Origin of the sequence: Microbacterium sp. Au-Mic1 (genome assembly GCF_021341785.1) — a bacterium.
GTDB lineage: Bacteria > Actinomycetota > Actinomycetes > Actinomycetales > Microbacteriaceae > Microbacterium.
Genome location: NZ_JAJTTF010000001.1, coordinates 438,289 through 458,464, shown reverse-complemented (window position 1 = coordinate 458,464; position 20,176 = coordinate 438,289). Strand labels below are relative to the sequence as shown.

Sequence of the window (20,176 nt, the reverse complement as noted above, 5' to 3'; positions counted from 1 at the left end):
GGCGCGCTCGAACCCGCGCGGCGTCGTCAGCGCGAGACGCGGGCGAGGAACTCCGCCGTCGCCGCGTGCTGCGGCGCGTCGAAGATCTGCTGGGGCGGTCCCTGCTCCACGAGCACGCCGTCCTTGAGGAAGACGACCCGATCGGCGACGTCGCGCGCGAAGGACATCTCGTGCGTGGCCATGAGGATCGTGGTGCCGCGCCCCTTGAGCTCCCGGACGAGATCGAGCACCTCGCCGACGAGCTGCGGGTCGAGGGCACTCGTGATCTCGTCGAGGAGCAGCAGCTCGGGATCCGTGAGGATCGCCCGCACGATCGCGACGCGCTGCTGCTGTCCACCGGAGAGCCGATCGGGGTAGGCGTCGGCCTTGTCTCCGAGGCCGAGCGCCGTCAGCAGTTCCCTGCCGCGCCGGCTCGCCTCCGCCTTCGGCATGCGGTGCACGCGCCGGGCTGCGAGAGTGACGTTGTCGAGCACGGTGAGGTGCGGGAACAGGTTGAAGTGCTGGAACACGACCCCGATCCGTGCCCGAATCGCGTCCGCATCGATCCGCGGATCCGTGATGTCGGTTCCCGAGAGCAGGATCTGCCCGTCATCGACGCGCTCGATGAGGTTCATCGTGCGGAGGAGCGTGGACTTTCCGGATCCGGACGCGCCGATGAGGACGACGACCTCGTGCGGGTCGACCGCGAGGTCGATGCCGCGCAGCACGTCGTGGTCGCCGAAGCGCTTGCGCACTCCGAGCGCTTCGATCACAGGAGCGGTCATACGATGCCTCCGGCCTGCTCGCGCTTGTTGAGACGCGCCGTGACGACGTCCGTGAGCCGGATCATCGGCCAGCTCAGGATCACGAAGAAGAGCCCGGCGACGATGTACGGCGTGAAGTTGAAGGTCTCGGCGACCTGCAACTGCGCGGCACGGACCGCGTCGATGGCGCCGAGGACCGAGATGAGGCCGACATCCTTCTGCATCGACACGAAGTCGTTCATGAGTGCGGGCACGACCTTGCGCACGCCCTGCGGAATCACGACGATGCGCAGGGTCTGCCCGTGCGTGAGACCCAGCGACCGGGCCGCCACCCGCTGAGACGGGTGCACGGCCTCCATCCCCGCGCGGAGCACTTCGGCCACGTATGCCGAGTAGCTGATCACGAGGGCGATCGTTCCCCAGAACATCGCTGGCATCCGCGGGAAGATCATGAGCGCGGGGATCCCGAAGCCCACCAGGTAGAGCACGATCAGCAGGGGCACGCCGCGGAAGAAGTCGGTGTAGGCCGCCGCAAGCAGCCGCAGCGGGAAGAACACCGGGCCCCGCAGCGACCGCAGCACGGCGAGAAGCGTGCCGAGCAGCGCCACGCAGACGGCGGCGATCACGAGCACGAGGATGTTGAGCAGCAGCCCCTGGAAGATCGGCCCGACGCTCGCGAGCGCCACCTTCGGATCGAAGAAGGTCTCGCGGACGACCTTCCAGCCCGGAGTGTTCGCGATGAGCACGATGAGCACAGCCGCCAGCACGAGGCTGCTCAGCAGCGCGATCAGGACGGAGCGCGTGGTCGCCCGGCGGCGCTGTGCGCGGCGGGACAGCTCGAGGGGGCTCGGCTGCCACGCCGCGTCGACGAGGGGAGCGGTCACTTCAGAACGGGGACGTTCACGGCCTCGCTGAGCCACTTCTTCTGCAGCTCGGCGATCGTGCCCTTCTTCTGCAGCGCGTCGACGGCCTTCGTGACGGCCGGGGTGAGCGCGGAGTTCTTCGGAAGCACGAAGGCGAACTGGTCGCCGCCCTTGTCGTCGGCGAACTGACCGATCACGCTGGCGTTCTCGAGCTGCGCGCCGGTCACGTAGAACGCGCCGGGCAGATCGGTGATCATCGCGTCGATCTGGCCCCCCTTGAGCGCCTGGACGACGTCGTCGACCGAGTTGAAGACGCTGAGATCGCCGGTGCCGAGCTGCGACTTTGCGACGGTGTAGCTCGTCGTGCCCGTGGCGACGCCGACCTTGGCCTTCTTGAGGTCGGCGATGCTGGTGGCCGTGGCGGCGGGCGTGCCCTTCGCAGCGACCACGGCCTGCGTGGTCGTGTAGTAGGACGAGGAGAAGTCGACAGCCTTCTTGCGGTCGTCGGAGATCGAGAACTGCTGGATGTTGAGATCCCAGTCCTTGGGGCCGGGGGCGATCGCGGCGTCGAAGCCGGTGCGCGTCCAGACGATCTGCTTGTCGGAGAAGCCCAGCTCGGCGGCCACGGCGTGGGCGACGGCGCCCTCGAAGCCCTTGCCGTTCGCAGGGTCGTTGTCGACGAACCACGGCTCGTAGTCGGGGTCACCGGTGGCGATCGTCAGCTTGCCTGCGGTGACGGTCTGCAGGGCAGCCCCGGTGGCGTCGGCGTCGGCCGACGGCGCGGACGCGGCAGAGCCGCTGCAGGCGGCAAGGGAGAGCGCGGCGGCTGCGAGCGTCGAGACGAGCGCGACGCGGCGAAGAGCGGGTGCGAGGGACACGGGGACTCCTGAGATGCGGGTGCGGGGGCGGACGGGTAGGACTGCGGGCGCAGGTGCCCCGTTCATACCGTAGAGGAATCGGCGAGACGCCAGTCGGCGAAGTCGAAACCCGGCGAAACGAAACAGGAGACCAGCACCTCGCTGTCATCGAGCGGACGGGCCGCCTGCCACACTCCGGCGGGCACGAGCGCCTGTGCAGCATCGTCGGGACCGAGCACGATGATCTCGGCGTCGCCCGGTGCCGCATCGGAGCCCCCGAGACGGAGCTCGAGGCGACCCGGACCGTGCCAGAGCCAGAGCTCGTCGCTGGAGACGACGTGCCAGGCGCTGGACTCGTCGGGCATGAGCAGGTAGTGGATGCACGTCGCCGCGGGACGTGCGCCGCCGGCGGTCTCGATGGGGATCGGACTGGTCCAGGTCCGGCGGAACCAGCCGCCCTCGGGGTGCGGCTCGAGTGCGAGGCGGATCGCGGTCGAGGGGATGGACTCAGACATGGGGCGTCTCCGTGGCGTGCCGGTCAGGGGTTTCGAAAGCAGCGGTCGCATGACGCACCTCGCCAGCGATGACCGTGGCGGCCGACCGCCCCGCGCCCGACTCCACGAGCTCGACCACGGCATCGGCACCCGGCGCGACGTCGAAGAAGGCGAGATCCGCGAGCGCGCCCACGGCGAGATAGCCGGTGCGGTCCGGGCCGACATCGATCCCCATCGCGTGCGCTCCGCCCAGGGTCGCGGCGTTCAGGAGGCGCGCGTGCAGATCGCGGTCGGTGTACCCCTGTGATCTGGCGATGCGGGCGAGCTCCGCGACGTCCGCGAGCAGGTCGAGGGAAGGGCTCGAGGACAACGAGTCGGTGCCCACGGCGATGGGATTGCCTTCCCGCAGATAGGCGGCGATCGGCGGCTCCTCCAGACCGATCACCGCGTTCGAGCGCGGGCACAGCGCGACGCTCGTGTGGCGCTCCCGCAGGATCGCCCGGTCACGGGCGCTCATGTAGACGCCGTGCGCGATGTGGCAGTCGGGGCCGAGCACACCGAGCTGGTCCACGAACTCGGTCGCGCTGGTGCCGAAGCCGGCGTCGCGCAGCTCCTGGAAGCTCGCGAGACCCGCCGTGTGCCAGGCGTGCGCCTGGTCGTGTGCGAACTCGCTCTCGAACGCCGCCTCGCCGAGGTGGATGTGGATGCGGCTCCCGCGCTCCCGGACGATGTCGGGGATCTCCAGCAGGGGTTCGATGTCGAGGGAGTACGGGGCGTGCGGCGACAGTCCGGTGCCCGGTGGCGTGGGCAGCGCGTCCAGCGAGTCCTCGACCTGACGACGCCCGGTGCGCGCCCACTCCGCGTTGGTCCAGCTCATCACCTCCCAGTAGGTGATGCCGTGCAGACGGGCATCGTGCAGCGCGGACGCCGCAGACCTGTCGGTGACGACGTCCGCGGCGGCGGTCGTGCCGGTACGGATCAGTTTCGCGGCGCCTTCCGCCGCATCCGCGGCCCAGTCCCTTCCGCTCTCGTACACCGGATCGAACGCCGTGACCCAGTCCTCGAAGCCGTGGTAGCGGCCTTGCCCGACCTCGGCCATGCCGGTGTACTGGAGATGGGTGTGCGCGTTGACGAGCCCGGGGATCAGCACACCGGGCCAGTGCACTTCGGTGGGCGCGATGCCCCGGTCGGTCAGCGAGCGCTGCACCCAGGCGCGCTCGCCCACGTGCAGGATCCTGCCGTTCTGGACGGCCACCGCACCGTCGGCGATCGGCGGGGCGGTGATCGGGAAGACCTGCCCAGCCGAGTACAGAGTCACGCCGCTCATGCCGTCGCCTCCCGGTACCGCGGCGAACGCCAGTCGTCTTGGGCGAGCCGCTGTGCATCGCTGCGGACATCGACGTCCTCGTGCCGTACCGCCAGGGCCGCGCGAGCGACCGCCTGATCCGCCTCCGCGGGGAACGGATGCACGCCGGCCGGGAGCGGTGAGGCGAGCAGCTGAGCCACGGCGGACAGCTGCACGGCGAAGGAGAGATCCATGATCTCGATCGGATTGCCCTCCGCCGCGGCGAGATTGACGCACCCGCCTCGCGCGACGAGGAGCCCGCCGTCGCCCGCGCTTGCGAGATGCGGGAGTACCGCACCGGCACGTTCGACCGGGCGCAGCGCCGCCACGTCGACATCGACCTCGCCCGGCACGCCGCCGGCGACGGCCACGATCTCCGCGACGCGCAGGGTCTCGGCGTCGATCGTGTGCGGCGCGCCGGTGGCGGAGATGACCAGCGCGCCCGGCGCGAGGTCGCGGAGATGCCCCGTGACGTAGCCATCGTGCGCCGCGCGGAGCGCGCGGACCGGATCCGTCTCGGTGACGCCCACCGTCGCTCCGAGCGCGCGCAGATGAGCGGCGACCCCTTCGCCGACGGGGCCGTAGCCGATGACCACCGCAGGCTGGTCGCGGACGGAGATCCCGGCGGTGTCGAGCACGTCAGCGACGGCGAACACACACGACTGTCCCGTGCCGTAACGGTTGTCGAAGGCCGTCTTCATGGGAGCGTCGTTGACGGCGATCACGGGAATCCGCAGCGCCCCCTCTGCGACCATCCGGCGCAGCGGGGTCAGGCCGCTCGTCGTCTCCTCCGCAGCGCCCCTCAGGTCGCCCAGCGCGTCCTGCTCGTGAGCCAGCCGGATCAGATGCGAGCCATCGTCCAGCAGCAGGTCGAGACCGCGCCGGAGGAATGCGACGGCAGCGTCGCGTTCTGCTGCTCCGGACAGCGCGGGGTTCCCGTCGACCGGGATCCCGCGCGCGCGCAGCGCGGCGGCCACTTCGGGATCGATCTCGTCCGGGTGCGCGTACACCGCGACGTCGGCACCGGCCGCGCGCAGCAGCAGCGCGAGCTGCGCCGTCTTCGGCTCGAGCACCATCGCGATGCCGATCCGGATGCCGCGCACCGTGCCGGCTTCGCGCAGCGCATCGGCGATGCCGCGGGACACGGGCATGTGCACGCCCGCGAAGTCGATGCGCTCGTCTGCGGTGGCCCGCCACGGCAGCGCGTCTCCGTTCAGCAGGATCTCCGTCGTCGACCCCGGCGCGAAGACCACCGATCCCTGGCCGAGTCGTGCACCCAGCCGGGACAGAAGCTCGCGCAGCTCGTCGGCGACCTCGTCCTCGCCGACCACGTCGAAAGTGCGGCCTGCCACCAGCAGGTTGGTCGAACGGGCGAACCGCCGCACGAGTCGTTCGGCGGTCAGAAGGGCGTCGGGCACGTGCTTCAGCGTAGACGTTCCGCCTGCTCCGCCCGCGCCGTGCGACGACGTGCGCTACGCGTCGCGCGCGGCTCGTGGCAGCCGATAGGTGAGCTCCGCGAAGGGACCCGCCCGGCGAACGCCGACCAGCTCGAGCCGCGTGTGATCGAGGTCGCGGGGGAGCAGTGGCTTCCCCGCGGCGAGCGTCACCGGCGCGAAGGTGATGACGATCTCATCGAGCAGGTCCGCGTCGACGAACTGGCCTACGAGATCTCCACCGCCGACGATCCAGACATCCTTGCCCGCGGCAGCTGAGACGATGTCCGGCCAGTGCTCGATCACGGACCCCTGCACGAACCGGATGTCGGCGCCGGGCACCCGCTCCCGCTCGCGTCGGGTGAAGACGAACGTCGGACGATCGCCGTAGAACTGCTGCCAGCGCTCGGGGTGCTCCATCAGATCCTCGTGACCCCGCACCCACTCGTACGTCGATGCCCCCTCCACCAGTACTCCGACACGTTCCGTGAACGCGGCGATGTCGGCCGTGGCCTCGTCCTGCGGGATCGCCAGAAGCCAGTCCAGCGCATCGTCCGGGTCGGCGAGGAACCCGTTCACAGTCGAGGCGGTGTAGAAGATCGCGCGTGTCATGGGGGAGACCCTACGTGTGGCCGCCGACATCGGCCTCCGCTGCGCGACGCTTCCGATGCAGCTGCCACTCGCGAGCGGTGAGTGCCACGATGAAGACGTCGAAGAGGGTGAGGGCGAGCATCCACCAGCTGAAGTGGACGACGAGCTCGTAGCCCTGAATGACGATGAAGACGCCGAGCGCCGCGAGCATCCACGGATACGCCCAGAGCTGCTGCTTCAGCAATGCCCAGACCAGCACGACCTTGATGATCCCGTGCAGCAGCAGGTAGGCCGCCGCGAAGAGCGTCGTCCTGGTGCCCCAGGAATCGCCCAGATGGATGGCCCAGTGGAACACGGGGGAGCGCTCGTGCCCGACGAGGACGAACGAGACCACGTCCCCGAGCCAATCGCGCAGCCGGGCCGGCGAGATGAAGAGCAGGGCGAGTCCGCCGATGAGCTCTACGACGCCGTCGAGACCCTTGAGCACGATGCTCACGGCGAAGACCCGATCGAGGGTGCGGTGCTGTCCGGACGCGGCCATGTGCTCGATGCTACGAAGACCGTCTCTTAGACTGCCCTGAGATGAGCGATATCGAGATGCGGGCGCTGCCCGGCGGCACCGTCGGCTTGCATGATGCGCGCACGAAGCGTCGCTGGCAGGTGGCCCTGCAGCCGTTCGAGATCGGTGTCTACGCCGTCACCGAGGAGCAGGTCTCCGAGCTCCTCGGTATCGCGGCGGAGCGGCCGGACCAGCCCGCCGTGGACGTCTCCTGGCAGCGCGCCGTCCGGTTCTGCAACGCCGCCTCGGAGTGGGAGGGGCTGGATCCGGTATATCGGTTCGACGGACCGGAGGTGCGCTGGGACGTCTCGGCGGATGGATTCCGCCTCCCCACGGAGGCGGAGTGGGAGTACGCCTGCCGCGCCGGGTCCACGACCCCGCACTACGGACCGCTTCCGGACATCGCCTGGACAGCCGCCGACGGCGTACGGCATCCGCAGCGTGTGGGGGAGCGGATGCCGAACCTGAACGGACTGTTCGACACGCTCGGCAACGTGTGGGAGTGGTGCTGGGATCTGCTGGATCCGGCCCGCTACGGCGAGTACCGGGTGTTCCGCGGCGGCGGATTCGCCGACGACGCGTGGAACGTGCGTGCCTCGGTGCGCAGGGGCGGGGATCCGCGGACCGCACAGGACGACCTCGGCTTCCGCGTCGCGCGCGGCGGCTTCGACGGTCACGACGCCGCTCAGGGCTGGTCGCTCGCCGCCGACGAGGAACGCGCGCTGTTCTCGGGCCCGCTGCCGACGGGGTGGACCCCGCGGCGCTGACAACCTCTTCGCAGCGACGCTCACCCTCCTGGGCAGTCGCAGACCTCACCGCTCGAACACTGGCACGGGAGCGCCGGATAGTCGGTCTCGTCGACGTGAGACCGCACCTCAAGATCTGTGAGCGGCACGATCGTGGCCTCCCTCAGCGGCTCGGGAGCCCGGCCCGCGGCAGCACCCTCATCGCAGTCCGCAGCCTCAGTGTCGATCCGCGTGCCGTCGGGCGCGACGATGAGCGTCCAGCATGTGCGCAGGGAGACCTGCGCGTAGAACAGCCCGCCGCCGGACTCGCCCCCTGCTGAGGTCGTCAGCGTCATCGCTGTCCCGGAGTCGTCTCGGCGGAGGTCGGTGAGCAGCCAAGATCCTTCCGCGCTGTGCAGGCGGAGGTCTACCAGACCGTCGATGTCCGGCAGCGCGGATTCAGGATCACGCGACAGAAGTGCCCGGAACTGCCAGATCTGATCCTGGGACTTCTCGACCATGGCCGCGAGCCCCTGTCGCGCGCTGCGCTCCGCATCCGCCTGGGGCGACCACGCCGCACAACCGGAGATGAGCGCTGCGCACGCCCCCACCATCAGCGCCCCGATGATCCGGGTCGTCCTCGACCTGTGCATGTCGTCATCGTGACACGGACCACATGCCTCCAGCGGAATCCGTCGGCACGTCACTGTCCGCGTACGCTCTCGAGCACGTCACGGATCGCCGACACGACCAGGGCGGGCCGCTCCACCTGGATCCCGTGGCCGCTGTTCGTCGTGCTGACATGCGTCGCGTGCCATGAGCGTGCGAGATCGTCCTGCGCGGCCAGCCATCCGGGCCAGGTCGACGCGCCGGGCGTCACCCCGAGGTCCCACGGCTGATCCGAGGAGAGCACGGTGGTCGGCACGTCGGGCACCGGTGCGGCTGCGGCGAACTCCTGCATCGTCGGGTCGTAAGCGGGGCTCTCCGCGGTGCCATCCGTACGGGCCGCGGCGATGACGGCCATCCAGGCCCGCCATTGCGCAGGGCTGAACGTCTGGGCGAGCCAGGTGGACGCCGAATCGACGAGGACCAGACCGACGACGCGCTGCGGGTCCTCGCGCGTGAAGAGTTGCGCGATCAAGCCGCCCCAGGACGCACCGACCAGGACGAGCGGACCGTCCTCGCCGGCGGCGCGGAGCAGATCTCGGAGATCGCGGACACCGTCCTCCGCCGTCGTCGGCTGCGTCACGGGCGTCGACGGGGACGTCGCTCCGTCCTCGCGGATCGTGCCGGGGCGATCATAGGCGCAGACGCGCACGTCCGCGGAGAGCGAGGGCAGCACGGCGGTGGGGTCTGCTGCGGGGGTGGCTGTCGTGAGCGGCGTCTGCGGGCGCGGCAGCGTCGTCCACTCGTCGGCCGCACCGCCCGTGCCGGAGATCAGGACGACAGTCGGGGAGCCGGATCCGCGACAGGTCAGGAACACCTCTCGCGACGTCGAGATGCGCACCATTCCTCCGCGATCGGGGGCGGAGGACGGGGACGAGGCGGGCGCGCCGGGAGGCATCGGGGCACAGCCGCACAACAGCACGAACATCAGCACCGCGGCGACCGACGTCACGCCCCTGCACCGCATCACGTGCCTCCCGGAGACGGATGATCCTGGCGGCAGGCTATTCCTCCTCGGGGCGCTCGGGAAGTCAGGGGAGGGCGCGGACGAGGACGAGCGACCCCTCGAACCTCGCCCTGTGGCGCCACTCGCCGTGTCGGCGATCCCACTCACCCGAGTCGAGCGCTCGGCGGAGGCGATCGGCGCAGTCCTCCGCGCTCGTCGGGCTCACGAAGCTCCAGGCCGAGCAGGCCGCCCGTGCACCGGCATCGAGCAGCGCCTCGGGGCGCCCGTAGTAGGCCTCGTTGAACCCGTCGGTGCAGTCCAGCGGGATGGGCACCGGCTCGACGGTGACGCTGCCGCCGAGTCCGTCGGCCAGCGCCGCCAAGGAGGGATAGCGTCGTCGTTCGGTCTCGATGACCTCGGGCGCGTATTCGACGAGCCAGAACCGGTCCAGCAGATCCGGATCGCAGGTGAGGATCGCGACCGGACCGCGGGTGACCCGTCGTATCTCCGCCAGCCCCGCCGGCAGATCCGCCCACTGGTGCACGGAGAAGGTCGTCATCGCCGCGTCGAAGAAAGCATCGGTGAAGGGCAGCGACTCTGCGACGGCGTCGAGCGCAGGGGCGAGGTGGGCCGGTCGTTGCGCGCGCATGCTCGCGGACGGTTCGACCGCCGTGACGTCCAGGCCGACCGGCTCATAGCCGCCCGCACCCGCACCGACGTTGAGCACCGACTGCGCGTCGCCGAGAGCGTCACGCACGATCGCCGCGATCCGAGGATCCGGCCGCCGGAAGTCGCTGTAAGTCCCGCCGATGAGCCCGTAGTCCGCGTCACCCGCGCTGCCGTCCTGAGTCCGTGCACGATCCGTCATGCGTCGATCCTCACACGACGGCACTCGGGAGCACGGGGCGTGCGCGAGCGGTGCGATGATGAGGCCATGCCCGTAGACCCGCGTGCGACGACGCTGACGACCGACCGCTTGGTCCTGCGGCCGCAGCGGGTGCAGGACGCCGCCGTGTTCCATCGGTTGTGGACCGAGCGTGACGAGCGGGTTCCCGCGCACCGCAGACTCGACGCGGACGGGCATCCGACAGAGGCCGAGATCGTCGATGACATCCGTCAGCGGCGGCGCGGCCCTGCGCGCCTGGGACTGCTGACCGTCGTGCAGAAGGAGAGCGGCGAACCGATCGGATACTGCGGCGTGGTCTGGGATGCGGAGGGCGATCGGCCGGAGCTCGCGTTCGAACTGCTGCGCTCCACGCACAACCGCGGGTATGCAACGGAAGCCGGCGGCGCCGTCATCGGCTGGGCCGGCGACGCGGGCATAGCCCGGCTGTGGGCGAGCGTGTGGGATTGGAACATCGCGTCGCGCCGCGCTCTTGAGAAGCTCGGATTCGTCGAGACCGGGACGGTGATCGCCGAGAATGCGCACGGCCGCTCGCTCATGACGATGCGCGAGATCTCGCGCTGATCGGCCTATCGTCGAGCCGGAGGAGGTTGCGCATGGCGACGATCGAGGACGTGCGGGCACTCGGATCCGCACTGGAGCGCTCCTACGAGGTCTACGTCCGCGGGCGGCTGAAGTTCCGGGTGGGACAGCTCGTGTACGTCGCCTTCTCGGCCGACGAGCGCATCATGGAGTTCGGCTTCCCGAAGGAGCTGCGCGAGGGGCTTGTCGGGGGCCAGCCCGAGAAGTTCCAGCTGCCGTCGCCATCGGACATGCGGTTCCACTGGGTGCGATCCGACCTCGCGGCGCTCGAGCCGGGCGAGGCCCGCGAGTTCGTGGTCGACGCCTGGCGCATGGTCGTGCCGAAGAAGCTCGCACGCGCCTACGATCTGGCCTTTCCCGACGGCCCGGCATGATCCGCGCGTCGGCGCGGTGCGCGCGTTCCCGGATCCTGTGGCACCAGAGCCCCGGGACTTCGGGCCGATGTTCAGCCTGGAGGGGATAGGGTTGTGCCCAGGTTGTTGAAGTTGTGGTTTCTGCCGGGGTTCTGCTCCGGACCAGCTTCTGGGCTCGGACATCGGCCGAGCGGGTATTCAGTTCAGTGACTCTGGTTGCGTCAGCCATCGTGATGCGCTCCCCACCGGTTGGTTCTCTGATCTCTCCTGCTGTTCCCACTTCCGTCTCGTCGCCCACGCCGGCGCCGAGACCCATGTGGAGCCCGGCCGACACGTCTGATCGTGGCCGACACCGAGCGCCGAACGGCGCCACCCCAGATTTCCCGACGGCATCGTCGCGGATTCGCGGACCGTTCAACGGGTCCCAGACAAGAAGGAACGACGACATGGCCACTGGCACCGTCAAATGGTTCAACACCGAAAAGGGCTTCGGATTCATCGCCCCCGACGACGGCACCGCTGACGTCTTCGCGCACTTCAGCGCGATCACGGGCGACGGTTACCGCAACCTCGAGGAGAACCAGAAGGTCTCGTTCGATTCCGAGCGTGGCCCCAAGGGCATGCAGGCCGCCAACATCCAGGTGATCTGAGCCTCACGGCAGCGAGCGGGCGTCCCGGCAGTCACATGCCGGGACGCCCGCTTTCTTCTGGGCGCGAGGTTATCCATGTACTGACAGTCCCTGTTCATCCGTTTTCGGCAGGCCTACGGTCGAGTTCATGAGCACCCGCACTCTCACCCTGAACAACGGCGTCATCATGCCGGCCCTCGGCTTCGGCGTCTTCCAGACGCCGCCCGACGAGACCAGGGACGCCGTCGCCACGGCCCTTGCGACCGGGTACCGGCTGATCGACACCGCGGCCGCATATGCGAACGAACGCGGAGTCGGCGATGCGATCCGCGAGTCCGGCGTCGCCCGTGACGATGTCTTCATCGAGACGAAGATCTGGATCAGCGACTACGGCTACGACCGCACCCTGCACGCGTTCGACAAGAGCGCCCGCAAGCTCGGCGTCGACCGGATCGACCTACTCCTGCTGCACCAGGCGCTTCCGGGCGAGTTCGACAGAACTCTCGACGCGTACCGGGCCCTCGAGCGGCTGTACAAGGACGGCCGGGTTCGCGCGATCGGGATCAGCAACTTCATGCCCATCCACCTGAATGCCCTGCTTGCGGAGACCGACGTGGTATCGGCGGTGAACCAGGTCGAGGTGCACCCGTTCTTCACCCAGCCGGTCGTGCAGTCAGCCAACGCCGAGCACGGGATCCTCACCCAGGCCTGGTCTCCGATCGGTGGAATCACGTCCTACCGCGGCGAGGGCGGCATGAGCACGTTCACCGACCCGTCGATCCTCGAGATCGCGGGCAGGTACGGGAAGAGTGCGGCACAGGTGATGCTGCGGTGGCATCTGCAGGAGGGGCGCTCCGCGATCCCCAAGTCCGTCAAGGCCGGCCGCATCGCGGAGAACTTCGACGTGTTCGACTTCGAGCTCACGGGTGATGAGCTGCGCCGTATCGATGCGCTCGACCGGGGCGTGCGTGGTGGCCCGGAACCGGAGATGATCACGCTCGAGGCGTTCGGTCGGGACATCCCCGAAGCTTGAAACGCGGGGGAGAGGCTGTGTCCTCTCTCCCCGGCTCCAGAGACGGAACATGAACACATGAACAATCAGAGCGAGGTGCGCGAGTTCCTGATGACCCGTCGTGCACGTCTCACCCCGGAGCAGGCGGGGATCATCGGCGGCGGCCGCCGCCGCGTCGCAGGTCTGCGGCGGGAGGAGGTCGCGATGCTCGCCGGAATGAGCGTGGACTACTACGCCAAGATGGAGCGCGGAAACCTCTCCGGCGTCTCCCCGGAGGTCCTCAACGCCCTCGCCCGCGCCTTGCGGCTCGACGATGCGGAGATCTCCCACCTGCAGGACCTGGCCGCTGCAGCTGCACCGGTCGGGGTAGTGCGAAGGAGGAAACCGAGGGTGGAAGCGTCGGTGCGACCGACCCTGCAGCGTTTCCTCGACACCATCATCGACACCCCGGTGTACGTGACGAACCCGTGCAAGGACTTCCTCGCGACGAACGTGCTCGGCGCCGCCGTGTTCGCACCGATCATCGATGATCCCGCGAACGGCCGCAACAACGCCCGGTTCGTCTTCCTCAACCCCTTCGCCCGGACCTACTACCCGGACTGGGAGGCGGGCGCCCGCAGCATCGTCGCGACGCTGCGCATCGCCGCGGGCCAGAACCCCCACGACAGAGCACTCACCGATCTCATCGGCGAACTCGTCACCCGCAGCAACACGTTCCGCACCATGTGGGCCGCGCACGACGTCCGCTTCCACCGCTCCGGCACCAAGCGCATCAACCATCCGGTCGTCGGCGACCTCCAGTTCCACTACGAAGCCTTCGACCTTCCCGGCAGCGACGGGCTCGTCATGTACGCCTGCACCGTCGACCCTGCGTCGCCCAGCGCCGAACGACTGCAATTGCTCGGCAGCCTCGCCTCGACCTCCCGAGCAGTGTCGTGATGCGCCTGCAGGGGGATCCGTCGAGCAGCAAGGGCCCGGCGGCGAGGTTCACGGGGGAGGTGCAGGTCCCCCCGATCCCCAGTGGCGATCTGCCCCACGGTGATGGACCGGCCGTCACCTGGGCCGAGCACGTCACCGACCAGGAATACCGCGAGGCTGCACGGGCAGCCGAGAAGGACTGACCCCATGACTGATCCCACCCCTGCGCAGCGGGCGATCGGCGACTTCGCCCCCAAGCTGGTCGAACTCACCGACACCGTCTTGTTCGGCGACGTCTGGGCCCGACCCGAGTTGAACCGACGCGACCGCAGCCTCGTCACCGTCGCCGCGCTCGTCGCGAGCGGCGCATTCGAGCAGCTGCCCAATCACCTCCGCCTCGCCCGCGACAACGGGCTCACCGAAGACGAGGTGAAGGAAGCGATCATCCACCTCGCGTTCTACGCCGGCTGGCCCAAAGCCATGTCAGCGATCCAGATCGCCAAAACCGTCTTCACCGACTGACCGAAGGACCAACCCGCATGGCCTCCACGACCGCTCCGATCGCTGTCATCACCGGCGCATCCTCCGGCATCGGCGCCGCCACGGCCCGGGCCCTCCACGCCACGGGCCATCACGTCGTCCTCCTCGCTCGACGCACTGACCGGATCACCGCCCTCTCCGACGAGCTCGGCGACCGAGCCACCGCCATATCCGCCGACGTCACCGACCACGATGCGCTCCGTGCGGCAGCTGACCACGTCGCCGCTCTCGGGGGAGCGGACGTCCTCGTGAACAACGCCGGGATCATGCTGCTCGGCCCCTTCGCGACCGCGCAGCGCGACGACTACCGCGCGATGATCGAAGTCAACCTCCTCGGCGCGATCTCGGCCACCGAGGTGTTCCTGGATCAGCTCAAGACCAGCGGCGCGGCCGACATCGTCAACATCTCCTCGGTCGCGGGGCGTACTGCGCGTGCCGGCAACGGCGTCTACGCCGCGACCAAATGGGGGATCAACGGCTGGTCCGAATCCCTTCGCCAGGAACTCCTTCCGGACGTGCGGGTCACGCTGATCGAGCCCGGCGTGGTCGCGACCGAATTGCCGACCCACATCACCCATGCGGACACGAACGCCGCCGTCAACGAGCTGTACAGCCACGCCGAGGTCACGGCGGACGACATCGCCGAAGTCATCGCCTTCGCGATCAGCCGACCGAGGCACCTCGCGATCAACGAGATCCTGCTCCGCCCGGCGGGACAGATCTGAACGAGCGACCGCGCCTACCGCGCGGGCGGCGCGGGCGGCGCGTCGTCGTGGTCGTCGTGGTCGTCGTGGTCGTCTTCGAGGATCATCCCGACTGACGTCGCGCAGGCGTCCCCCCGCCACGCTTCGACGCCCTCTCGGACGGCCAATCCGGCGATGACGAGCCCTGCGATCGGATCCGCCCACCACCACCCGAACAGGCTGTTCAGCACGAGCCCGACCAGGACGGCCCCGGAAAGGTAAGTGCAGATGAGCGTCTGCTTGGAGTCCGCGATGGCGGTCGCTGAGCCGAGTTCACGGCCCGCACGCCGTTCCGCGAGAGACAGGAACGGCATGACGAGCACGCTCAGCGCGGTGATGACGATGCCGAGAGTCGAGTGTTGGACATCGACACGGCCGAGCAGCGCCAGTACCGACGTGGTGGTGACGTACGCGGCCAAGGCGAAGAAGGCGACGGCGATGACGCGCAGCGTCCCCTTCTCCCACCTCTCCGGATCACGGCGGGTGAACTGCCATGCGACCGCCGCCGCCGAGAGCACTTCGATCGTGGAGTCCAGACCGAATCCGATGAGCGCCGTGGAGGACGCAACCGTGCCGGCGGAGATCGCCACGGCGGCCTCCACGACGTTGTAACCGATGGTCGCGGCCACGATCCAGCGGATGCGTCGCTGGAGCCGGTGACGGCGGTCGACCGTGAGGCGAGCAGCTGTGCCACTCATGCGCAGTTGCAGCTCTCTCCGGCACAGCACCCCGGCTCGACGAAGAGCACCACGCGCATCAACTCATCGAGTGCCGGCGCGAGATGCGAATCCGCGAGCCGGTACCAGGTGCGCCGGCCGTCGGGAATCGCCTCGACGAGTCCGCAGCCTCTCAAGCAGGCAAGCTGGTTCGACATCACCTGACGTGAAACACCCAGAGCCTCCGCAAGGTCGGAGGGGTACCGGGGCGATTCACGGAGCGCCAGCAGCACACCGGCCCGCGTGGGATCGGACAGCGCGTGTCCGAGACGCGCCAGGGCAGCCGTGTGCGTCGCTGCGGCGAGGGGAGTGGGCATGGGTCAATAGTACACACAGGCGTGAATTAACGAGATTGTGTATCTTCGAGGGAAGCCCCCCGCCCGAAAGCCGTGGCCCGTGCCGCCTGCGCCCTGCCCGACGCCGAGCACAGCGATCACCAGAGACACCCTGGAGACACCTGGGGGACAGGTCACTCGACCGTCGAGGAGCTGAGCATCGGCGCAAAGATGATGATGCCGGCACCCAGAAGGCAGATCGCCGAGCCGACGTAGTCCCACTGCGTGGGCTTGAACCCGTCGACGATGATTCCCCAGGCCAAGGATCCTGCGACGAAGATCCCGCCATACGCGGCCAGCACGCGCCCGAAGTTGGCATCAGGCTGGAACGCCGCGACGAACCCGTAGGCGCCGAGGGCCACGATGCCGAGGAGCGCCAACCACCAACCGCGATTCTCGCGCACCGCCTGCCAGATCAACCATGCTCCGCCGATCTCAGCAGCAGCCGCGACGAGGAACAGGATGATGATTCGAGCGGCCGTCATGCTGCCAGCCTGCCACCTGCGCGGATGGCGATGAGTCGGCAGCAGGGGAGCAAGGCCACCAGATCCATTTGCGGATCGTCGAGGACACGTGCTCCGCGTACTGACATAATGTGCATTATCGGCGATATCCCGAACGAAATCGCGGAACTCATCTGAATCGTGCGATTGCACTGTACGGCCTGCTGTGGGCGATCCCAGGGACTCATTCCGCTCTGCACGCGTACGCCTGCGTGGCTGCGGCACAGCCATCACGCCACGCTGGTCCAGCGCGCTGTCAGCGGCGACGCCCACGAGGCGCCCCACAAGATCCAACTGTTCGACCCTCCAGATCCACGCCGACGAGCCTGAGCCTGAGCCTGAATCGCATCATCGCCCGGGCGGAGCTCTTCCCCGCAGCACTCCGCCTGGGAAAGGAACCCGAAGCTGACATAACAGCGCGGCGTCGTTATCGCGTTCTGCCGATCACCTGGTCGCCGCCCGCTGCCGTACCGCCTCATAGAGCATCAGCGTGGCGGCGCTCGAGGCGTTCAGCGAGCTCGCGGATCCGCTCATCGGCACGCGCACGATCACGTCCGCGGCGTCTCGCCACCCGCGCGCCAATCCGGTCGTCTCGTTGCCGATCAGCACCAGCGAAGGCTGGGTGAAGTCGTAGTCCCACACATCCACGTCGCCGTGCTCGTCGGTCGCGACCAGCGTGAGCGGCGTGCCGTGTGCCCGAACCTCTCGCACCCAGTCGAACACCGGACCACCCGAGGCCGCCCGTACCACGGGCGTCGCGAACAGCGACCCGGTCGACGCGCGGACCGACTTCGGATCGTACGGATCCGCCGCATGCCCCGAGACGATCAGGCCGTGCCCGCCGAGCGCGTCCATCGAGCGCAGGATGGATCCGATGTTGCCGGGTTGCGTGGGGCGGTCGAACACCATCCCCAGGAAGTCCCGCGGCACCGGGATCCGCGACAGCTCATCCGAGGGCATCCTCACGACGGCGATGATCTCCGTGGCGCCCTCGTCCTTGTCGGCCAGCTCAGCCAGCAGCGCCGAGCTCATCGCGATCGTCTCCGGCGCCCGCTGCACCATCTCCCGCGCCCACGGCGACAGCGTGCGCTGCGCGTCGTGGATCACAGTGAGGATCGTCCAGCCATGCTCGACCGCCTGGGAGATCGGACGCACACCCTGCACGACGAACCGATGCTCGCGTGAACGGTGGTTGCGGTTGCGCGTCAGCGCCTCGAGCAGCTGGAACCGCGAGTTGCGCGTCGTGATCCGAAGGTCCGCCATGGTGGATCTCCTCTCAGGCGCCGACGTAGGCGGCGAGGTGCTCGCCCGTCACGGTCGACTTCGCCGCCACCAGGTCGGCCGGGGTGCCTTCGTAGACGATGCGCCCGCCGTCGTGGCCGGCACCCGGACCGACGTCGATGATCCAGTCGGCATGCGCCATCACGGCCTGGTGGTGCTCGATCACGATCACCGACTTGCCGGAGTCGACCAGACGGTCCAGCAGCCCCAGCAGGTTCTGCACATCCGCCAGGTGCAGGCCGGTCGTCGGCTCATCCAGCACGTACGTCGCGGCGCCGTCGGCCATCTGCGTCGCGAGCTTGATGCGCTGACGCTCTCCACCGGACAGCGTCGACAGCGGCTGACCCAGCGAGAGGTAGCCGAGCCCGACGTCCTCGAGGCGGCTCAGGATCGTCACCGCGGCGGGGATCTTGGCCTCTCCCCCGCGGAAGAACTCGTGCGCTTGCGCGACCGGCATGTCCAGCACCTCGGTGATGTCCTTGCCGGCGAGCTTGTACTGGAGAACAGCCGCCTGAAAGCGCTTACCGCCGCAATCCTCGCAGGGGCTCTCCACAGTGTCCATGAAGCCCAGCTCGGTGACGATCACGCCTGCCCCCTTGCACGTCGGGCAAGCGCCCTCGGAATTCGCGCTGAACAGCGCCGGCTTCACGCCGTTCGCCTTCGCGAACGCCTTTCGGATCGGCTCCAGCAGCCCCGTGTACGTGGCGGGGTTGCTGCGTCGCGAGCCCTTGATCGAGGTCTGATCGATCGAGATGACGCCCTCGCCCTTGGCCACGGAACCGTGGATCAGCGAGCTCTTGCCCGAGCCCGCGACACCTGTCACGACCGTCAGGACCCCGAGTGGCACGTCGATGTCGACATCCCGCAGGTTGTTCGTCGTGGCGCCGCGCACCTCGATCGCCCCGGTGCGCTCGCGCACCTCCGGTTTGAGAGCCGCTCGGTCATCGAGATGCCGTCCGGTGAGCGTGCCGCTGGCCCGCAGCCCCTCGACCGTGCCCTCGAAGCAGATCTCGCCGCCGGCGCTTCCCGCGCCGGGCCCGAGGTCGACCACATGGTCGGCGATCGCGATGGTCTCGGGCTTGTGCTCGACCACGAGAACCGTGTTGCCCTTGTCCCGCAGGCGTTCGAGGAGGCCGTTCATTCGTTGGATGTCGTGCGGATGCAGCCCGATCGTGGGCTCGTCGAACACGTAGGTGACATCGGTGAGCGAGGATCCCAGGTGGCGGAGCATCTTGATCCGCTGCGCCTCTCCCCCGCTCAGCGTGCCGCTGGGCCGCTCCAGCGAGAGGTAGCCGAGACCCAGGGTGACGAAGGCATCGAGGTTCGCCCGCAGCGCGTCGAGCAGTGGTCCCGCGCCCGGCAGGTCGAGCGATCGCACCCACGCCGCGAGATCCGTCACCTGCATGCGGCAGGCGTCCGCGATGCTCACGCCGTCGATCTTCGAGGACCGCGCCCCCTCGGTGAGGCGCGTGCCGTCGCACTCCGGGCAGACGGCGAACGTCGCGACCCGCTCGACGAAGGCGCGGATGTGCGGCTGCAGGGCGTCGATGTCCTTCGACAGCATGGACTTCGTGATCTTCGGGATGAGCCCCTCGTACGTGATGTTGATCCCGTTGATCTTGACCTTGGTGATCTCGCCGTACAGGAACAGCTGGCGCTGCTTCTCCGTGAACGTCGAGACCGGCTTCGCCGCCGGGTAGAAGCCCGACTCGGCGAACTGGCGCACCATCCAGCCGTCCGCCGTATAACCCGGCACCATGATCGCACCATCGTTCAGCGACTTGGTCTCGTCGACGATCTGCGTGAGATCCAGATCGGACACCGCTCCCCTGCCTTCGCATCGCGGGCACATGCCGCCGAGGTAGATCGCATCCTTGACGATCTTCTTCTCGCCGCCGGGGCCGGTCATCACGCCGCTGGCCTTCTGCGTCGGGATGTTGAAGGAGAACGCCGTCGGCCCGCCGATGTAGGGGGTTCCGAGCTTCGAGAACAGGATCCGCAGCATCGCGTTCGCGTCGGTGACGGTGCCGACGGTCGAGCGCGGGTTCGCACCGAGGCGCTCCTGATCGACGAGGATCGCGGTGGTCAGACCCTCGAGCACGTCGACGTCCGGGCGGGGCACCGACGGCATGAACCCCTGGACGAAGGCGCTGTAGGTCTCGTCGATCATGCGCCGGGACTCGGCGGCGATCGTATCGAAGACGAGAGAGCTCTTGCCGGAGCCGGACACCCCCGTGAACACCGTCAGTCGGCGTTTCGGCAGCTCGATCGAGACGTCCTTGAGGTTGTTCTCACGGGCGCCCTGCACCCGGATCGCATCGTGGGTGTCGGCGACGTGCTGCTCGGTCATCGGCGTGTCTCTCCGTATCGGACGGGACGGCAAGGGGCGCGTCAAAGGATAGCGGTGCGCCCCGACGTCGTCGCAGGCACCGCGCAGG

At 68.8% G+C, this 20,176-nt stretch carries 25 protein-coding genes; 9 read left to right on the top strand and 16 right to left on the bottom strand.

What is annotated here, in order from left to right:
- Positions 1 to 26 precede the first annotated feature (26 nt).
- From LXM50_RS02275 to LXM50_RS02240, 8 genes are all read right to left on the bottom strand, one after another.
- Entirely contained in the window at positions 27 to 764 is a 738-nt protein-coding gene (locus LXM50_RS02275) for an amino acid ABC transporter ATP-binding protein (RefSeq protein WP_233309480.1), read from the bottom strand.
- Entirely contained in the window at positions 761 to 1,627 is an 867-nt protein-coding gene (locus LXM50_RS02270; protein ID WP_233309479.1) for an amino acid ABC transporter permease, read from the bottom strand. Before LXM50_RS02270 ends, LXM50_RS02275 begins: the two co-directional genes overlap by 4 nt.
- Positions 1,624 to 2,484: an ABC transporter substrate-binding protein gene (locus tag LXM50_RS02265; protein ID WP_233309478.1), complete on the bottom strand. Its 861-nt coding sequence runs from the start codon at positions 2,482 to 2,484 to the stop codon at positions 1,624 to 1,626. The genes LXM50_RS02270 and LXM50_RS02265 overlap by 4 nt, the downstream gene beginning before the upstream one ends.
- Before the next feature lie 62 nt (positions 2,485 to 2,546).
- Complete coding sequence (locus LXM50_RS02260) at positions 2,547 to 2,978, bottom strand: cupin domain-containing protein (protein ID WP_233309477.1); 432 nt, start codon at positions 2,976 to 2,978, stop codon at positions 2,547 to 2,549.
- A complete protein-coding gene (locus LXM50_RS02255; RefSeq protein WP_233309476.1) occupies positions 2,971 to 4,284 on the bottom strand; it encodes an amidohydrolase family protein in 1,314 nt (437 codons plus the stop codon). Before LXM50_RS02255 ends, LXM50_RS02260 begins: the two co-directional genes overlap by 8 nt.
- Positions 4,281 to 5,720 (bottom strand): adenosylhomocysteinase, encoded by a 1,440-nt coding sequence (locus tag LXM50_RS02250; RefSeq protein WP_233309475.1) that lies wholly within the window; start codon positions 5,718 to 5,720, stop codon positions 4,281 to 4,283. The genes LXM50_RS02255 and LXM50_RS02250 overlap by 4 nt, the downstream gene beginning before the upstream one ends.
- A gap of 54 nt (positions 5,721 to 5,774) precedes the next feature.
- On the bottom strand, positions 5,775 to 6,347 hold the full coding sequence (locus tag LXM50_RS02245) for a dihydrofolate reductase family protein (RefSeq protein ID WP_233309474.1): 573 nt from the start codon (positions 6,345 to 6,347) through the stop codon (positions 5,775 to 5,777).
- 10 nt (positions 6,348 to 6,357) lie between these two features.
- Positions 6,358 to 6,867 (bottom strand): DUF2127 domain-containing protein, encoded by a 510-nt coding sequence (locus tag LXM50_RS02240; RefSeq protein ID WP_233309473.1) that lies wholly within the window; start codon positions 6,865 to 6,867, stop codon positions 6,358 to 6,360.
- A 41-nt stretch (positions 6,868 to 6,908) separates the two neighbouring features.
- Between LXM50_RS02240 and LXM50_RS02235 the strand changes: the two genes are divergently transcribed.
- Positions 6,909 to 7,652: an SUMF1/EgtB/PvdO family nonheme iron enzyme gene (locus LXM50_RS02235; RefSeq protein ID WP_233309472.1), complete on the top strand. Its 744-nt coding sequence runs from the start codon at positions 6,909 to 6,911 to the stop codon at positions 7,650 to 7,652.
- 20 nt (positions 7,653 to 7,672) lie between these two features.
- Here LXM50_RS02235 and LXM50_RS02230 read toward each other — a convergent pair whose 3' ends face one another.
- The 3 genes from LXM50_RS02230 to LXM50_RS02220 form a co-directional block, all read right to left on the bottom strand.
- The gene (locus tag LXM50_RS02230) at positions 7,673 to 8,263 is read right to left on the bottom strand and encodes a hypothetical protein (RefSeq protein WP_233309471.1); all 591 of its coding nucleotides are present in this window, start codon (positions 8,261 to 8,263) and stop codon (positions 7,673 to 7,675) included.
- Between the two features lie 50 nt (positions 8,264 to 8,313).
- The gene (locus tag LXM50_RS02225; protein WP_233309470.1) at positions 8,314 to 9,117 is read right to left on the bottom strand and encodes an alpha/beta fold hydrolase; all 804 of its coding nucleotides are present in this window, start codon (positions 9,115 to 9,117) and stop codon (positions 8,314 to 8,316) included.
- Positions 9,118 to 9,307: 190 nt separating this feature from the next.
- Complete coding sequence (locus tag LXM50_RS02220) at positions 9,308 to 10,090, bottom strand: class I SAM-dependent methyltransferase (RefSeq protein ID WP_233309469.1); 783 nt, start codon at positions 10,088 to 10,090, stop codon at positions 9,308 to 9,310.
- 66 nt (positions 10,091 to 10,156) lie between these two features.
- On the opposite strand from LXM50_RS02220, the gene LXM50_RS02215 reads away from it, so the two are divergent.
- From LXM50_RS02215 to LXM50_RS02180, 8 genes are all read left to right on the top strand, one after another.
- Positions 10,157 to 10,690, top strand: coding sequence for a GNAT family N-acetyltransferase (locus LXM50_RS02215; protein ID WP_233309468.1), 534 nt, complete (start codon positions 10,157 to 10,159; stop codon positions 10,688 to 10,690).
- A gap of 32 nt (positions 10,691 to 10,722) precedes the next feature.
- Positions 10,723 to 11,082, top strand: a complete 360-nt coding sequence (locus LXM50_RS02210) for a hypothetical protein (RefSeq protein ID WP_233309467.1) — start codon at positions 10,723 to 10,725, stop codon at positions 11,080 to 11,082.
- A gap of 425 nt (positions 11,083 to 11,507) precedes the next feature.
- The gene (locus LXM50_RS02205; protein WP_233309466.1) at positions 11,508 to 11,711 is read left to right on the top strand and encodes a cold-shock protein; all 204 of its coding nucleotides are present in this window, start codon (positions 11,508 to 11,510) and stop codon (positions 11,709 to 11,711) included.
- A 127-nt stretch (positions 11,712 to 11,838) separates the two neighbouring features.
- Positions 11,839 to 12,723: an aldo/keto reductase gene (locus tag LXM50_RS02200; protein ID WP_233309465.1), complete on the top strand. Its 885-nt coding sequence runs from the start codon at positions 11,839 to 11,841 to the stop codon at positions 12,721 to 12,723.
- A 57-nt stretch (positions 12,724 to 12,780) separates the two neighbouring features.
- A complete protein-coding gene (locus LXM50_RS02195) occupies positions 12,781 to 13,641 on the top strand; it encodes a helix-turn-helix transcriptional regulator (RefSeq protein ID WP_233309464.1) in 861 nt (286 codons plus the stop codon).
- A complete protein-coding gene (locus tag LXM50_RS02190; RefSeq protein ID WP_233309463.1) occupies positions 13,638 to 13,823 on the top strand; it encodes a hypothetical protein in 186 nt (61 codons plus the stop codon). Before LXM50_RS02195 ends, LXM50_RS02190 begins: the two co-directional genes overlap by 4 nt.
- 4 nt (positions 13,824 to 13,827) lie before the next feature.
- Positions 13,828 to 14,142, top strand: coding sequence for a carboxymuconolactone decarboxylase family protein (locus LXM50_RS02185; RefSeq protein ID WP_233309462.1), 315 nt, complete (start codon positions 13,828 to 13,830; stop codon positions 14,140 to 14,142).
- Between the two features lie 17 nt (positions 14,143 to 14,159).
- Positions 14,160 to 14,885: an SDR family oxidoreductase gene (locus tag LXM50_RS02180; RefSeq protein ID WP_233309461.1), complete on the top strand. Its 726-nt coding sequence runs from the start codon at positions 14,160 to 14,162 to the stop codon at positions 14,883 to 14,885.
- A gap of 14 nt (positions 14,886 to 14,899) precedes the next feature.
- Here LXM50_RS02180 and LXM50_RS02175 read toward each other — a convergent pair whose 3' ends face one another.
- From LXM50_RS02175 to LXM50_RS02155, 5 genes are all read right to left on the bottom strand, one after another.
- Positions 14,900 to 15,601, bottom strand: a complete 702-nt coding sequence (locus LXM50_RS02175) for a cation diffusion facilitator family transporter (protein ID WP_233309460.1) — start codon at positions 15,599 to 15,601, stop codon at positions 14,900 to 14,902.
- Positions 15,598 to 15,936 (bottom strand): helix-turn-helix transcriptional regulator, encoded by a 339-nt coding sequence (locus LXM50_RS02170; protein ID WP_233309459.1) that lies wholly within the window; start codon positions 15,934 to 15,936, stop codon positions 15,598 to 15,600. The genes LXM50_RS02175 and LXM50_RS02170 overlap by 4 nt, the downstream gene beginning before the upstream one ends.
- Positions 15,937 to 16,088: 152 nt before the next feature.
- Complete coding sequence (locus LXM50_RS02165; RefSeq protein ID WP_233309458.1) at positions 16,089 to 16,439, bottom strand: YnfA family protein; 351 nt, start codon at positions 16,437 to 16,439, stop codon at positions 16,089 to 16,091.
- A gap of 462 nt (positions 16,440 to 16,901) precedes the next feature.
- On the bottom strand, positions 16,902 to 17,720 hold the full coding sequence (locus LXM50_RS02160; protein WP_233309457.1) for a TrmH family RNA methyltransferase: 819 nt from the start codon (positions 17,718 to 17,720) through the stop codon (positions 16,902 to 16,904).
- Positions 17,721 to 17,733: 13 nt separating this feature from the next.
- On the bottom strand, positions 17,734 to 20,088 hold the full coding sequence (locus LXM50_RS02155) for an excinuclease ABC subunit UvrA (RefSeq protein ID WP_233309456.1): 2,355 nt from the start codon (positions 20,086 to 20,088) through the stop codon (positions 17,734 to 17,736).
- Positions 20,089 to 20,176: the final 88 nt, after the last annotated feature.

Bases quoted from the DNA above. Each gene is read 5' to 3' on its own strand.
- LXM50_RS02235 (WP_233309472.1), top strand. From the start codon at position 6,909: ATGAGCGATATCGAGATGCGGGCGCTGCCCGGCGGCACCGTCGGCTTG.
- LXM50_RS02210 (WP_233309467.1), top strand. From the start codon at position 10,723: ATGGCGACGATCGAGGACGTGCGGGCACTCGGATCCGCACTGGAGCGC.
- LXM50_RS02220 (WP_233309469.1), bottom strand. From the start codon at position 10,090: ATGACGGATCGTGCACGGACTCAGGACGGCAGCGCGGGTGACGCGGAC.
- LXM50_RS02215 (WP_233309468.1), top strand. From the start codon at position 10,157: ATGCCCGTAGACCCGCGTGCGACGACGCTGACGACCGACCGCTTGGTC.
- LXM50_RS02155 (WP_233309456.1), bottom strand. From the start codon at position 20,088: ATGACCGAGCAGCACGTCGCCGACACCCACGATGCGATCCGGGTGCAG.
- LXM50_RS02165 (WP_233309458.1), bottom strand. From the start codon at position 16,439: ATGACGGCCGCTCGAATCATCATCCTGTTCCTCGTCGCGGCTGCTGCT.
- LXM50_RS02200 (WP_233309465.1), top strand. From the start codon at position 11,839: ATGAGCACCCGCACTCTCACCCTGAACAACGGCGTCATCATGCCGGCC.
- LXM50_RS02275 (WP_233309480.1), bottom strand. From the start codon at position 764: ATGACCGCTCCTGTGATCGAAGCGCTCGGAGTGCGCAAGCGCTTCGGC.
- LXM50_RS02205 (WP_233309466.1), top strand. From the start codon at position 11,508: ATGGCCACTGGCACCGTCAAATGGTTCAACACCGAAAAGGGCTTCGGA.
- LXM50_RS02255 (WP_233309476.1), bottom strand. From the start codon at position 4,284: ATGAGCGGCGTGACTCTGTACTCGGCTGGGCAGGTCTTCCCGATCACC.
- LXM50_RS02170 (WP_233309459.1), bottom strand. From the start codon at position 15,936: ATGCCCACTCCCCTCGCCGCAGCGACGCACACGGCTGCCCTGGCGCGT.
- LXM50_RS02195 (WP_233309464.1), top strand. From the start codon at position 12,781: ATGAACAATCAGAGCGAGGTGCGCGAGTTCCTGATGACCCGTCGTGCA.
- LXM50_RS02175 (WP_233309460.1), bottom strand. From the start codon at position 15,601: ATGAGTGGCACAGCTGCTCGCCTCACGGTCGACCGCCGTCACCGGCTC.
- LXM50_RS02240 (WP_233309473.1), bottom strand. From the start codon at position 6,867: ATGGCCGCGTCCGGACAGCACCGCACCCTCGATCGGGTCTTCGCCGTG.
- LXM50_RS02245 (WP_233309474.1), bottom strand. From the start codon at position 6,347: ATGACACGCGCGATCTTCTACACCGCCTCGACTGTGAACGGGTTCCTC.
- LXM50_RS02185 (WP_233309462.1), top strand. From the start codon at position 13,828: ATGACTGATCCCACCCCTGCGCAGCGGGCGATCGGCGACTTCGCCCCC.
- LXM50_RS02260 (WP_233309477.1), bottom strand. From the start codon at position 2,978: ATGTCTGAGTCCATCCCCTCGACCGCGATCCGCCTCGCACTCGAGCCG.
- LXM50_RS02180 (WP_233309461.1), top strand. From the start codon at position 14,160: ATGGCCTCCACGACCGCTCCGATCGCTGTCATCACCGGCGCATCCTCC.
- LXM50_RS02160 (WP_233309457.1), bottom strand. From the start codon at position 17,720: ATGGCGGACCTTCGGATCACGACGCGCAACTCGCGGTTCCAGCTGCTC.
- LXM50_RS02230 (WP_233309471.1), bottom strand. From the start codon at position 8,263: ATGCACAGGTCGAGGACGACCCGGATCATCGGGGCGCTGATGGTGGGG.